Source organism: Pacificibacter marinus (assembly GCF_018860665.1).
Classification (GTDB): domain Bacteria; phylum Pseudomonadota; class Alphaproteobacteria; order Rhodobacterales; family Rhodobacteraceae; genus Celeribacter; species Celeribacter marinus_A.
In genome coordinates this window covers 1-13,846 of sequence record NZ_JAHKPK010000037.1, presented here as the reverse complement: position 1 = coordinate 13,846, position 13,846 = coordinate 1, and the positions used below count along the sequence as shown (strand labels likewise).

Below are 13,846 nucleotides of genomic sequence, written 5' to 3'. Positions count from 1 at the left end.
CGCTCGCCCACCGGACCCGCCCAATCGGGCGCCATCGTGGACAACGCAATGCTAGCCCAACCCCATCCCCCTCGGCACCGCAGTAAGTGGAAATACTCCCTTTCCCAATAATCGGAAATCAACTCCAGATCGCAGAGGGGAGGGATATCCTAAGACTTTTTGGAAAGTGAGTTGTTCCAACCCAATTATATGTGCGGACACGAATCCATGTTCATTTGGTGTACGGTCGATGCGGCCTTCCGGAGGAGGGAAGGTAGGCAGAACGCGCCTAAGCGTCGGCTCTCAATTCAAATGGGGGGAAGACGAGATGAATTTTCCAGATAAACTTAAGGGCATCGCATTCGCGAGTGCTGTAGGACTACAATGCAGTGCAGCGTTCGCGCAAGAAGCACCAATTCTGGCCGAGATAACGAATCCGGATGAGAGGACGCGCGTTGAAACATTGATCGAACAAGCCCGCGAAGAAGGTAAGTTGGCGTGGGTTGGCAGTTTCTTTGAACAAGCCGCAGCCGACGCGCTCTACGCTGATTTCAAGGAGCTTTATGGACTGCCTGATACCGAAACCGAATACACCTATGAGGGATCGTCAGCCATACCTGAAAAGGTGATGCAACCAATTGCTGCAGGCCGCAACAGTTTTGATCTGGTGTCGACTGTAAACTGGGGATGGTTCAACGATTTGTTGGAAATGGGCGAACTGATGGAATACCATTCGCCAAGCTACGACGAATATACCTATTCCAATGACTTCGGGCTGTCGCGTGACGGATACTGGGTGTCGGATGCCTATGCATTCACACCTTTGTACAATCCCGCAGTTCTGGCAGAACGGGGGCTTGAGGACTTCAATCCGACCACTTGGGCAGAGATGAATGATCCACGTTTGAAAGGTTTGGTTTCTGTCGGGAACCCGCGTGCTCCGTCACCTGCCGCTACGATCAACTATCTTATTCGTGTTATGGGTGAAGAATGGGTGGTGGACTTCATCGAAACGACTGAACCAGTCATCAACACGCGAAGCTCGCAATCGCGCGACTGGCTTGCGTCGGGCGAAGTCCCGCTTGCATTGTTAAGCCACGCGAAAAATACATTTCAACTGGGCAGCACCAATGTTGATGTGACGTTAGTTTACCCTGAGGAGGGCACGGTTCTGTTACCTCAGACGACGACGATTCTAGCGGCAGCGCCGCATCCCGCGACTGCTAAGTTGTTCATTGATTACATGCGCAGCCAACGTGGTGCACAGTTGTTGATGGATTCAGGCGCAACGCTGTTTTACGGACGCCCTGGGATTGTGTCACCTGACAGTGTCATCCTGCCTGATCTCGGCGATATCAATATTGCTGATTTCAACTGGGATACCGAAGGTGCGAATGATGTCTTGGATGGCGTTCGCGATAAACTCGTAGAATGGGGTCTGAATTGATACCATACAGCTAAATGACATCGTGTGCGGCGTTGGGACAGAATGTTTTGTGCGTCGCACACAATCAAAATAAAAATGCTTTACGACCTGAATTTAGCAACGATATCAATATTAGACCTAAGTTCTGTTGTGGCAAAACCGATCACCACTCATTCGGTGCCGCTGTTTTCAAATGATCAATCTACGGCACAAATAAACATAGGCGAGCTAAGTTACATCATGGCAAAACCAAGATTACTTCTAATGAATGCGTTCACTCTTCCGAAGAAATCGGAATATCTCCATCGGGTTATCGAAGGTCCGAAAGAAAGCACGTTGATGAATTTCGAACTCGTGAAGCCGCACCTCGAAGACGTGGAGTGGGAACACAGCAATGGTCCACTCGCGACCTATGGTGATTGGCCAGTCGAAACACGCGAAGAATTTGCCATTGTTGCCGCCGCGCGATTGCCTATGGTTCGTGAAGCATGCGAGAGTGGGAAGTATGACGCAATTGTATTGTTAGGCGGAGGCGACCCCGGTGGCGTGGCCGCACGGGAAATCGGACGACGTTACAATATGCCGATATTATCATGCGGATTTTCGCAGATGCATGTGGCAAGCATGCTTGGAAACCGGTTTAGCGTCATCGACATGGCGGAAGTTCACAACACATATTACCGCGATATTATCGTGCAATATGGTTTTGAGCGCGCCTGTGCTTCGATCCGAAATGTCAATTTTCCACTACAACGTCCTGGGTTAGATGGAACGCGTCAGTTTTTCGATGAGCGCGAAAAGGCGAAACGTGGCGAACAGTCTGATATGGTGGATGCGGCTGTTGAGCAGTCTGTCGATGCCATCGAGAATGACGGCGCAGAGGTCATCACATTTGGCTGTTCTGCCGCGTTCTGGATGCAACCTTTTCTGCAAAAGCGTTTGAACGATCTCGGCTGGGAAGTGCCCGTACTAGAGGGCTACAGCTGCGCCATCCAATTGGCGAAGTTGATGATTTCGCTCAAAGTAGATGCGAGTGGCCTGACATTCCCAAGCGATCACCCTAAGAAGTGGCGCAAACGTAAATTTATTTAACTCTGCGCTTTTTGCGGTGGTTCATAGATATCCGGTCCAAAATGTTGGGCCGGATTTTTATTGCATGATGTGATGCATCGCTAGGTCAATACCGTTTGACGTTCTTGAATATAAACGACGCGCTGCCCATGACCAGCACAACCCGCACGATGTGATGCAAAGCAACGAAGGGAACCTCTAGCCCAAGCGCAAGAGCTATCAGACTCATTTCGGTAATACCTCCGGGCGAGTAGGCCAGTATCAAGCTGGCAAGCTGATCGCCTGACCAATAGGACACACCAAAAGCGAAGGCGAGAGAGATGGCGATGCAAAGAAACGTCGACCCAAGCGAGAACAACGCAACGCGGGCGATGTAGGCAAGAGGGATATTTGCGAACCGACAACCAATCGTGGCGCCGATGACAATCTGCGCGCCCGCCAAAACTGTCGTTGGAATCTTAAAGTCGGAGTAGCCAAGGTAATGAACGCAGGCGCTTACAATCATCGGTCCTAGAAAAAAGCGGGCTGGAAAACGTAATATTGTTGCCAGAGAAACGCCAATCAGAACCGTCGCGGCGATCCATATAAGATCGATGCCAGAAATTGAATTAAGAGCTATATACCCAGCGGCATTTCGCCCGATGTTCTGGCCTGTCACATACTGGATCAAGAATGGCAGCGTCATGACAACTAGGAAAATTCGCACGACATGTATAAGGGCGATCATGCGTTCATCGCCACCCTTTTCACCACCCTGAATGACCATTTCAACCATACCACCAGGCAGAGCTGAAAAGTAGGCGGTCGCCGGGTCGAGACCGACGAGCCGGCGGAAGTAAAGATAAACAATCGTACCCAAGACAATCAGGTAAACGACAAGCCCTGAAAGGGACACGATCCATAAGTTGATGTGGTCAAAGACAGACGGGCTAAACGTTGCGCCCAACATTGCACCTAAAGTTGCCGTCATCGGTGGGCGAGAGTATTTGGGCAATGCGACGGGTAGGCCGAACAGCGCGGCAAGGCCGCAGGCGAGCATCGCACCAAGAAGCCATGCAAGAGGCATTTGAAAATGCCACAAGGACCAACCGCCGATTGCTCCAATAGCCAACGTTAAGATGAACTTACCAAATGAACTACAATGCAACCGCCGCCACCCTTTCCTCAAATTCAGGCTGCAAGACACGCGCATCTGCCTCGCAGCCTAGCCTCGATCAAGGCAGATACGGACGCCAAAAGCCTATATGGTTTTTTTCGTACGAATCTTTTTGGGATGAGCTGAGGGAAAGGTCAGTCCGCTGGCATCAATTTTTAGATCGACCATCATTTTTGCAAGGGCAAGAGCCGAGCTATATCCCTCAAGTACAGGCACCTCCCAGCCAAGATCCTTCAGGCGCTCTTCCATTGGCCACTTCATCCAGAACGCCCCAGAGCAGCCCATTGTAATGACCTCGGCACCGTCGTTTTCAATCGCTTCGACGGCGGCTTGAACGGCAATCTCGATAACGTCGCTATGGTTTGTCTCATAGTAACGTTCCCGCTCGGCCGTCAGGTGCATTTCGGGATCTGGCGCGCCGGGCCGCCAATGCGGTAGGTTGATGTTCAAAACCGATGCGCAGCGATCTGCAAGCCGATGTCGCTTGATTAATGAGTAGTAATACATGTTGTGTTGTTCAGCGACGTCGAGCACCGAGAATTTATTGCCCAGCATCGTCGCGATATGCATCTGTGAGAAACCGCAGGACACAACAGGTATGCCGTATTCACGGGCAATCTCACGCGCCTCAAACGCACCCGGCTCGCCACCGCCCAACAGGACGATCGCATTGTAGCGCCCCGTTTGGCAGGCTGTTCTAACGATCGCCAATCGGTCTGCGGCAACGAGGGTGAATTCCTCGCGGTTCTCGACTGGCCAATCCCCGAACTGAGCAAACGGTCCTATGTGAAAGTCCCAGTAAACGCCATCCAGTATGGGGGATAGGTGTGCGATATTCATAAGACGTTCAGTTTTACTGTCGCCTCGTGCGCGAAGGTCGGCCGCTTTTTGTAAATGAAATGCACCAATTAGCAAGAAACGGTACTTCGTATTAGAATCGTAGGCGTCCCCGTCATTGCGAAACAGCCCATTTGCCAACGCATCGATTGCGGTCTGTTTGTCTAACTTTACACTGGCGGTCATGTGTTTTTCTCTTTCTTTTATCGTCAGTTTGATGCGCGTAGGGACGCGGTGGCCATGACTGGCCCGTCCGGTTCCCAATCTGCGAAACATTCGATTGCCCTGATTAGGTAAGAATTAGTCTGGTGCCCAAACTGCTGGACCCATCATTAAATCCGTGTCCGCACAATGTATCAAATACAGCCCGAAGAACTCAGGAAAAATCCGACATAGTATATTTCCACAATGATGGGGGTAACTTTTCTCGACCGTGTTAGATTTCGAAAACGGGAGACTGCCACAGTCCGGTCCTTGGCGATGTTTGGAGAGCATTGCTGATTTTAAGGAACCACTGTTGGCGAAATTCAAATTTTCTAGAGACATTCTGCGGAATGTACAGTGGGGAGAAAAATGAGCACTTCATACGCAGAGGAACGGACATCAGTCTTTTCGGGGATCAAGCGCTACAACGGTGTAGGCGTCATAATTATTGTATATGCGATACTTGGCCTTACGGTCGTGTATCCCCTTTTTGTCATGCTTTTACGAGCATTTACAGAAAACGACCAAGGTATCGGTTTCGATAAAATCGTGGAAGTTATGTTCAGGCCGGAGGTTCTGGACGCGTTCAAGATTACCATGATTACCTGTATCAGCGCAGTTGTGATCGCGACTGTAACCGGGGTGTCCTTGGCTTGGTTCGTCGCCCGAACAAACATGCCTGGTAAGCGGTTTTTCGATGCACTCAATATGCTGCCATTTTACTTGTCCAACGTTGTGGGCGCGCTTGCATGGCAAGCAATCGCATCGCCGCGGACTGGCTTACTCAACAAGCTATTCGAGCCGCTGATCGGTGGGCCCATCCTTGATATATATTCAATGGAAGGGATGATTATCGTCTTCGGGCTTTTTTACACACCATACGTCTATCTGTTCACACTCGGAAGTTTGCAGAGCATGGATCCGTCCCTTGAGGATGCCGCGCGCATCAATGGCGCGGGTGTTCTTCAAACCGCCATTCGCATCACATTACCGCTGTCGGCCCCTGCGATTCTGTCTGCTTCGATTTTGGTTTTTGTGACAAGTGCAGGCGCGTTTGGCGTTCCACTACTTTTGGGTGGTCCAGGCGGGGACAAGACGCTTTCAACACTCATCTTCACTTATGTCAGTTCGTATCCGGCTGATTTTGCTGGGGGAACCATATTGAGTACGTTCCTGTTCATCTTTACTGCCGGCCTGACCTTGTTACAGATTAAGCTCTTGATGGGCCGCAAGTTTACGACCATCACCGGCAAAGGCTATCGACCCAAACTCATTGATCTTGGCCGCTACAAGTGGGTCGCGTTCGGATTTAACAGTTTGTATCTGTTCTTGGTCATCGGACCGTTCTGCGTTCTTGCACTGATTTCCATGCAGGATGCTTGGGTTGGCAGCTTCCAGTTCGACCGGATCACGTTCGAGCACTTTTACGAAGTTGTTTTTGTTGACGAGGTGGCGCGTCGGGGGCTGACAAATAGCCTTACCATTGCGCTGGTGGGGGCAACGGTTGCGGTGCTGTTCTGCTTTAGCCTCGCCGTCATCATCCACCGCACCAACTTGCCGGGGCGCTTAGGTATCGTGGCACTTGCCATGTTGCCGCTGACCGTGCCCGGAATCGTATTGGGTATCGGCTATCTTATCGTGGCGCTGAAAACACCGCTCTACGGAACCCTTGCGATCATGGTGATCGCCTACGTCGCACATTTCTTGCCCACGGGCCTAAGGAACATTGAGTCTATCGTCATATCGATGTCGAAGGAACTTGATGAATGTGCGCGGGTGTGTGGTGCGTCTTGGTGGAAGGCGATGCAGAAAATCATATTGCCGCTCTGTATTCCCGGAATGATTTCGACCTGGATCTTGTTGTTCGTGATTTTCATTAGGGAAGTGAGTTCATCGATCATGCTTTACGTCCACGGCACGGAAACGATGTCAGTGGCTCTCATCCGCATGATGGAATCGCGACCGCTTGGGGTCTCGGCCGCCTTCAGTATCGTACAAACCGTATTGCTGCTTGTCTGCGCGTTCTCGGTGAGGCTGTTGCCTACCGGTCGTCGCGACTGATCAGATAAATTGGAGAAATAGAAATGAACATGCAAACTCAAAACCAGAAAACTAAGGCCGGACCGGGCCCCGTCGACCGCATGAAGGCGCAGGGTGGATCTTTGGTCCAGGTGCGGAACCTTAGAAAGATGTACGGAGATGTCGCGGCCGTTGACAATGTCAGTTTTGATGCGCCACCGAATGAAACAATTTCTTTGTTGGGGCCAAGCGGTTGTGGGAAGACAACCACTCTGCGCTGCTTGGCAGGGCTGGAGGTACCGACGTCCGGTGAAATCACGATTGGCGACACGATTGTCTACAGCAGTGAAAAAAATATCATGGTGGAACCTGAAAAGCGCAATATCGGCATGGTCTTCCAGTCCTACGCAATCTGGCCGCATATGACGGTTGCAAATAACGTCGGTTTTCCACTTAGCATCGCAAAGGTTAACAAAAGTGAAATTCGGGAGCGTGTACGCGATATCCTCGAATTGGTGGGATTGGGTGAATTGGGGGCTCGTTCGGCCTCCGCACTTAGCGGTGGTCAACAGCAGCGTGTCGCATTGGCACGTGCCCTTGTTTATACGCCCAAAGTTGTCCTTTTTGATGAGCCGCTTTCAAACCTCGATGCGAACCTGCGCGAACGTATGCGTGCCGAGCTTAAGGTGCTACAGGAACGGTTGAACTTCACATCGATTTTTGTGACACATGATCAACAAGAAGCACTGGCGTTGTCCAATAAGATCGTTTTGATGAAAAGCGGCCTGATCGAGCAGCTCGATTCGCCTGAAAATGTCTTCAAGGCTCCGTCAACGCTGTTTTCAGCGCATTTCTTAGGGTACTCGAACACTATTCATGGTGAAGTTGCTTCCGTTGGCTCGAATGGCGAAGTTACCGTTTCCATCGATAACGAGAGCGATATCGACGCCACTTGGAACGGTCAGGAACCGCCAAAAAATGGCGATCGGGTTTCTATTGCTGTGCGCGCAGATCGTGTGCGGCTCCGTCCGGCCCGTGCAAGCGACGATTCAGGCTCATTCTTATCTGGACATATCGATGTCGCGTCGTTCCTTGGGACGCACATCAGCTACATCGTTAATACTGGCTCTTTCAGTTTCAACGTAGATGGTGATCAGGACACAAGGTTCTCACGTGGCGACGAAGTGCGCATTGAATTGTCGCGTGCCGATTGTCATGCCTACCACGCCGATAGCGAGTGATCGTCTGATGTCGTGGTTTAATGGAAAAGTAGCTCTGGTGACTGGTGCCGCATATGGCATCGGCGCTGCAAGCGCACTGGCTTTGGCGCGTCAAGGATGTGACGTTGCCATAATGGACGTGTCCGAAGACATGCTGGCAGAAACAATGGCGGCACTTGCCCAGACGGCGGGCCGACATGCCGCATTCGCGTTGGATTTGCGACAGCCGGACAAGTTGGCGCCTGTCTTCAATGACATCGTGAAAGCCATGGGGCAGGTCGACATTCTGGTCAACAATGCAGGCATTCAGGGTGCGCGAAAACCTGCCGTGGATATTTCGCCAAAAGACTGGTCGGATGCCATCTCGATCAATCTGAACGCCAGCTTTTTTATGGCCGCGCGGACCGGTCAACACCTCATTGAACGGGGGGCCGAAGGTGCAGTTGTCAATGTGACATCGGCACACGGTCTCGTGGGGGTTACCAATGCGTCTCCGTATGCGGTGTCCAAAGCGGGTCTCATTCACGCTACAAAATGTCTGGCCGCCGAATGGGCGCCCCACGGCATCCGTGTCAATGCAGTTGCGCCAGGTCCGACGACGACCAAAACGAGGGTCGGGGCCCATAACGACCCAGAAAAGAGAAAGCGGGTCCTGTCACGTGTTCCAATGGGGCGGCTCGGCAATGCCGAGGACGTGGCTGAAGCTGTCTGTTACCTGGCAGGCCCTCACGCGACGTTTTTGACAGGTCAAGTGTTGGCGATAGATGGCGGCGTCACGACAATTTGATGCCATGCATAGGCAAAACTTGACCGTTAAAACGCCCATCAGAATTTAAGGATGACCAATGTCTGACACTCCAACTCCACGCATGCCGCCGTTACCCGAGGCTTTGATGAGCCATGAACAACGTAAAGCTGCTGACATCTTGATCGCAGGTCCACGCGGACGTGTCGCTGGACCTTTTATAGCAATGCTTCGCAGTCCAGAATTTATGGTTCGAGCGCAATCGCTTGGTGAATATCTGCGCTATGGCAGTGCGCTCGAACCGAGATTGAGCGAACTCACAGTTCTTTTGACATCACACCACTGGCAACAAAATTTTGAGTTCACGGCCCACAAACCTATCGCGCTTAAAGCGGGTGTCGCGCAATCTACCATCGACGGGATCTTGGATGGGCGAAAGCTTGACGGGTTACCAAAAGATGAGGCGCTTCTGTTTCAAGCGGTTGAGACCATTTTTTGGGACAAGACGTTTGATGATGATCTTTACGCTCGGCTTGTCGAAGAATTTGGCGAAAATGGTGTGATCGATCTGCTTGGGATCATTGGCTATTATTCGATGTTAGCCATGATCTTGAATGTAACGCGTACGGCTCTGCCCGACGGTGTCGAAAATGTATTTCCTTATCCGTAGAACAGCGTTGCATGGCGTCTAACCCGATCTGGGACAAAACAGAAAAAGACCATTGCAACAGTCGCGTATACTCAACCTTATATCCAAGGATTAGTATTCTGGTATGATAAATGCACAAACAAATACACAATATGATAATTCCCGTTCGGAGACATTGAAGCCGTCGTTGGACGCTACTGATTTTAGGGCGGCGATGGGTAGTTTTCTGACCGGTGTCGCGCTTATTACGACGTGTCATGAGGGCACCAAATTCGGCATCACGGTCAATTCGCTAACGTCCGTATCGATGGAACCTTGTCAGTTACTGGTATGTTTCAATCATAACAGCGCGGCCGCCAATGCAATACGTGAGCGGGGCATGTTCGTGGTAAATATTCTTTCCGCGCATCACAAGGATCTGGCAATGTGTTTTGCCCGCCCAAGTGACACAGACCGCTTTACGGGAATTTCGCATTCCATGAACGATCATGGCCTACCGGTTTTCGAAGATGCGCTTTGTTCTGTCGTTTGCACTTTGGACCAGACGCTCATCAGCGGTGACCACGAGATCTTCATCGGTGCGGCCCAGTCCGTTGTGGTCAATGATCGAGAGCCTTTGGCATATTTTCGCGGCAGTATGGATATCTCGCTTGACCGCGGTCTGAAGGGGGCCAGATCCTGATGGATACGTCGCCCATCACACCTGAGTTGACTTATAGAAACGCCCTGAAAGAGGGGCGCTTTATGCTACAGGTTTGCAGTGGCACTGGGCGTGCGGTCTTTTATCCTCGCGTGACCTCACCTTGGACGGGAAACCCTCTGACAACATGGTCACAGATGAGCGGGCAAGGACAGGTGTATTCTACAACCACTGTTCGTCGAAGAGCCGACAAAGGCGGCGATTACAACGTTGCTATTATTGAGCTTGCCGAGGGCGCCCGCATGATGAGCCGCGTCGAGAACGTGACGCCTGACAAAGTTGAGATTGGGATGGACGTTGTCGCAAAAATTATTACTTCCCCTGATGGCGAGCCGATAATTGTTTTTGTCCCCAAAGCAGGGGTGGCAACATGACGTCTAAACTTCGTGCACGCGCTGCTGTGGTTGGGATCGGAACGACCGAAACGTGGAACAACCCCGGGCAATCGTCATTGGATCAACTTGCCATTGCAGTTCAACGAGCAGCGCAAGACGCAGGCATCGCGATGCATGATATAGACGGGCTGTTTACGTCAACGTTGTCACATTTGATGCCGGCACTATCCGTTGCCGAATACCTTGGATTGCGTCCCAAGGTGATGGACGGAACCAATATCGGGGGATCATCCTTTATCGGACATTTATCTCACGCGGTGATGGCACTAGAGGCTGGCCTGTGTGACGTTGCTTGTGTCTGCTATGGTTCGAACCAATTATCTGCGGGTGGGAAGCTGGCGACTTTGTCGGAACCTCCGCACTGGGAAGTGCCCTATGGCCCCAGATTTCCAATTAGCGGTTATGCCTTGATTGCGCAGCGGCATATGTGGGACTTCGCGACATCGCGTGAACATATGGCAGAGGTCGTAGTGGCGTCTCGCGCTTGGGCAAAATTGAACCCGCTGGCGTTCGAACAGGGTGACCTTACAGTTGACGACGTTTTGGCATCCCGTATGGTTTCTGATCCCCTGAGCAAGGCGGATTGCTGTCTTGTGACTGACGGTGGTGGTGCAATTATCTTGACGCGCGCGGATCGCGCCAAAGACATGCCGCATCCGCCTGTTTACGTACTGGGGGCAGCAGCGGCGGCAACACATCGGTTTATTTCCAGTATGCCGGATATGACCACGACGGGTGCTGTGCAGTCGTCAAAAGCGGCCTACGACATGGCCGGATTGGGACCAGACCAGATTGATCTGTTGCAGCTTTACGATGCATTTTCCATCAACGTCATTCTATTCCTTGAAGACCTCGGCTTTTGTGCAAAAGGGGAAGGTGGCCCGTTCGCTTCGGGAGGGCGAATTGCGCCAGGCGGGGCGTTGCCCGTGAACACGAATGGCGGAGGATTGTCATGCTGTCATCCCGGAATGTACGGCGTGTTCGCACTGATTGAAGCCGTCACCCAAGTGCGCGGACAAGCCGGGGCGCGGCAAGTGGGAAAATTCGAAACGGCGCTGGTTCACGGAACCGGTGGTCAAATGTCCAGTCACGCCACAGCCATTCTAGGTGGAGCGAGCACGGTCTGAAGTGCCTCCCGACGAGACGATCTAATATCATTGAGATTGGAGTTTCGATACATGATAAACAAGCAGGTTGAAAGTATTGCAGCTGCCCTTGAGGGCATTCAAGACGGCTCAACGGTTCTGAGTTCCGGTTTTGGGGCCGCTGGTGAACCGGTTGAATTGTTGAACGGTCTGTTGGAACAGGGGGCCCGTGATCTCGTCATTGTTTCGAATAATGCGGGCACAGGGGATGTAGGTTTGGCCGCTCTGATAAGAGAGCGCCGCGTACGCAAAATTATCTGTTCCTATCCAAGGTCTGCAGATCCGCATTGCTTTGATGAATGCTACCGCGCAGGAAATATCGAGGTCGAATTGTTGCCTCAAGGCACATTGAGCGAGCGCATTCGCGCCGGTGCCGCAGGTATCAGCGCATTTTATGTCCAAGTTGGTGCGGGGACCGAACTTTCCAAAGGTAAGGAAACGCGTGAGTTCGATGGCAAACTGCATGTGATGGAAAAGGCTATCCATGGAGACTTAGCCCTCGTTCGTGCCTTGCGAGCGGATCGATGGGGCAATCTGATATACCGAAAATCAGCAAGGAATTTTAATCCGGTGATGGCTATGGCAGCAGATCGCACCGTTGTGCAAACCAATGAAATATGTCCGCTGGGCAGTCTCGATCCTGAAGCAATTCATACGCCTGGAATTTTTGTCAACCGCGTGGTGTGTATCGATCCCAATCAGGAAGTAGAACAATGAATAAAATGAGCCGAAGTCAGATGGCGTGGCTGGTCGCACAAGATATGTGGGATGGCGCAGTAGTGAACCTTGGAATTGGCTTGCCGACTGCCTGTGCGAACTTTGTTCCCGAAGACCGAGAGATCATGTTTCACAGCGAGAATGGACTCATTGGTGTCGGACCTGCCCCCGATGTTGGCGATGAAGACCCCGATTTGATTAATGCCGGTAAGCAGATGGTAACGCTTGTTACAGGCGGTGCCTACTTCAGCCACAATGATGCGTTCGTCATGATCCGAGGAGGCCATATCGATCTGTCGGTCATGGGAGCCTTCGAGGTCTCGCAGGCCGGCGATCTTGCCAATTGGACAGTCAATGCGCCTGGGGTTCCACCCGGCGTTGGTGGTGCAATGGATCTGGCTGCAGGTGCCAAGGAAATCTGGGTTTTGATGGAGCATACGACGCGCGATGGAAAACCTAGAATCCTGAAAGAATGCCATTTTCCTCTGACTGGGAAAGGCTGTGTGACGCGCATCTATACCGACATCGCGATCCTGATGATTTCGCCGCGTGGCGTCGAAGTCACCGCAATGGTTGAAGGGTGTGATCTAGAAAAGCTTCAAGCTGTAACCGAAGTTCCATTAACGGTGCACCGAGAGTGCAAAGTAATTTCCCCACCCGACATAGCCTGAAGGGAGGGGGGCGCGAATTCTTGTGCGAGACTGTCACTTATGCCGCCGTCATTCCGCCATCCAGCACAAGCACCTGACCAGTCATGTAAGACGCGCCTGGGCTCGCAAGATAATCGACGGCGGCGGCGATTTCCTCGGCTTGCGCAAAACGACCTAGCGGAATCCGGTCCATAAGGTATGCGCGCTTGTCTTTATCTTGCAAGACAGCTGCTCTGGTCTCTGTTTCTGTTGTGCCCGGCGCTACAGCGTTAAGGCGAATGCCGTGCTGTGCCCATTCAATGGCAAGCATGCGAGTCATCTGGCAGATGCCCGCCTTGGCGATCCCATAAGCCGAATGCCCTTGAATCCCGACGAGCGCATGTGTCGATGCGAGATTGATGATGTGACCTTCGCGACCTGATGAAATGAGGTGTTGCCCCATGCGTTGGGTCACCAAAAATGTCCCAGTTAAACACACGGACATGAGCTGCTCCCACTCATCTTTGCGGATATCCAATGCGGGTTTGCGCAGTGAAGGGGCACCAGCATTATTGACCAGCAGGTCAATCGACCCGTAGGCGTCAATGACGTCCGAAAACATTGCGTCAATACTGTCTTGCGACTGTAAATCAAGGACAAAGGATTTGCTGGTCCCGCCTGCCTCGGCCACCTTGCGTGATGTTTCGGTCGTCATACGGCCTTCAAGCTCGGTGAGTGCCAAATCAAATCCGGATTCGGCTAACTTTATGGCTGTGGCAGCGCCAATGCCATAAGATGCGCCTGTAACGATTGCGACTTTTCGCGGGGTTTTGATTGGCGTCATTTCACACAGCTTTCTTTGGTTCCGATTGCTTTTCTGACCCTTGGCATGACCTCATGCGCCATGAGCTCCATTGATTTTCTCGACAACGCCTTATCGGTCCAGTCCAAGCC

Annotated in this window: 14 protein-coding genes and 1 pseudogene; 12 read left to right on the top strand and 3 right to left on the bottom strand. The window is 51.9% G+C overall.

The window, feature by feature from the left end; translation table 11 throughout:
• Positions 1-307: 307 nt before the first annotated feature.
• Both KO497_RS10985 and KO497_RS10980 read left to right on the top strand, forming a co-directional pair.
• On the top strand, positions 308-1,426 hold the full coding sequence (locus KO497_RS10985) for an ABC transporter substrate-binding protein (protein ID WP_215944017.1): 1,119 nt from the start codon (positions 308-310) through the stop codon (positions 1,424-1,426).
• Positions 1,427-1,744: 318 nt separating this feature from the next.
• Positions 1,745-2,497, top strand: a complete 753-nt coding sequence (locus KO497_RS10980) for an aspartate/glutamate racemase family protein (protein ID WP_215944016.1) — start codon at positions 1,745-1,747, stop codon at positions 2,495-2,497.
• 85 nt (positions 2,498-2,582) lie between these two features.
• Here the strand turns inward: KO497_RS10980 and KO497_RS10975 are convergent, their stop codons facing one another.
• The gene (locus KO497_RS10975) at positions 2,583-3,668 is read right to left on the bottom strand and encodes an AbrB family transcriptional regulator (protein ID WP_289846676.1); all 1,086 of its coding nucleotides are present in this window, start codon (positions 3,666-3,668) and stop codon (positions 2,583-2,585) included.
• Positions 3,669-3,716: 48 nt separating this feature from the next.
• The gene (locus tag KO497_RS10970; RefSeq protein WP_215944014.1) at positions 3,717-4,655 is read right to left on the bottom strand and encodes an aspartate/glutamate racemase family protein; all 939 of its coding nucleotides are present in this window, start codon (positions 4,653-4,655) and stop codon (positions 3,717-3,719) included.
• A gap of 387 nt (positions 4,656-5,042) precedes the next feature.
• On the opposite strand from KO497_RS10970, the gene KO497_RS10965 reads away from it, so the two are divergent.
• From KO497_RS10965 to KO497_RS10925, 10 genes and pseudogenes are all read left to right on the top strand, one after another.
• Positions 5,043-6,734 (top strand): ABC transporter permease, encoded by a 1,692-nt coding sequence (locus KO497_RS10965; protein WP_215944013.1) that lies wholly within the window; start codon positions 5,043-5,045, stop codon positions 6,732-6,734.
• A 29-nt stretch (positions 6,735-6,763) separates the two neighbouring features.
• On the top strand, positions 6,764-7,933 hold the full coding sequence (locus KO497_RS10960; RefSeq protein WP_215944012.1) for an ABC transporter ATP-binding protein: 1,170 nt from the start codon (positions 6,764-6,766) through the stop codon (positions 7,931-7,933).
• Positions 7,934-7,940: 7 nt separating this feature from the next.
• Positions 7,941-8,699 (top strand): SDR family NAD(P)-dependent oxidoreductase, encoded by a 759-nt coding sequence (locus KO497_RS10955; protein ID WP_215944011.1) that lies wholly within the window; start codon positions 7,941-7,943, stop codon positions 8,697-8,699.
• A gap of 58 nt (positions 8,700-8,757) precedes the next feature.
• Positions 8,758-9,327: a carboxymuconolactone decarboxylase family protein gene (locus KO497_RS10950; RefSeq protein ID WP_215944010.1), complete on the top strand. Its 570-nt coding sequence runs from the start codon at positions 8,758-8,760 to the stop codon at positions 9,325-9,327.
• 103 nt (positions 9,328-9,430) lie between these two features.
• Positions 9,431-9,988 carry a flavin reductase family protein gene (locus tag KO497_RS10945; RefSeq protein ID WP_215944009.1) on the top strand — a complete coding sequence of 186 codons (558 nt, stop codon included), beginning with the start codon at positions 9,431-9,433 and terminating at the stop codon, positions 9,986-9,988.
• Positions 9,988-10,089, top strand: a pseudogene (locus KO497_RS19460) (zinc ribbon domain-containing protein); the annotation flags it as partial. The gene KO497_RS10945 and the pseudogene KO497_RS19460, both read left to right, overlap by 1 nt.
• 54 nt (positions 10,090-10,143) lie before the next feature.
• Complete coding sequence (locus tag KO497_RS19150) at positions 10,144-10,380, top strand: Zn-ribbon domain-containing OB-fold protein (RefSeq protein ID WP_252729627.1); 237 nt, start codon at positions 10,144-10,146, stop codon at positions 10,378-10,380.
• A complete protein-coding gene (locus tag KO497_RS10935; RefSeq protein WP_215944007.1) occupies positions 10,377-11,528 on the top strand; it encodes an acetyl-CoA acetyltransferase in 1,152 nt (383 codons plus the stop codon). Before KO497_RS19150 ends, KO497_RS10935 begins: the two co-directional genes overlap by 4 nt.
• A 51-nt stretch (positions 11,529-11,579) precedes the next feature.
• Positions 11,580-12,263 (top strand): 3-oxoacid CoA-transferase subunit A, encoded by a 684-nt coding sequence (locus KO497_RS10930; protein ID WP_215944006.1) that lies wholly within the window; start codon positions 11,580-11,582, stop codon positions 12,261-12,263.
• The gene (locus KO497_RS10925) at positions 12,260-12,934 is read left to right on the top strand and encodes a 3-oxoacid CoA-transferase subunit B (protein ID WP_215944005.1); all 675 of its coding nucleotides are present in this window, start codon (positions 12,260-12,262) and stop codon (positions 12,932-12,934) included. The genes KO497_RS10930 and KO497_RS10925 overlap by 4 nt, the downstream gene beginning before the upstream one ends.
• 37 nt (positions 12,935-12,971) lie before the next feature.
• On the opposite strand, the gene KO497_RS10920 is transcribed toward KO497_RS10925, so the two are convergent.
• On the bottom strand, positions 12,972-13,736 hold the full coding sequence (locus tag KO497_RS10920) for an SDR family NAD(P)-dependent oxidoreductase (RefSeq protein WP_215944004.1): 765 nt from the start codon (positions 13,734-13,736) through the stop codon (positions 12,972-12,974).
• Positions 13,737-13,846: the final 110 nt, after the last annotated feature.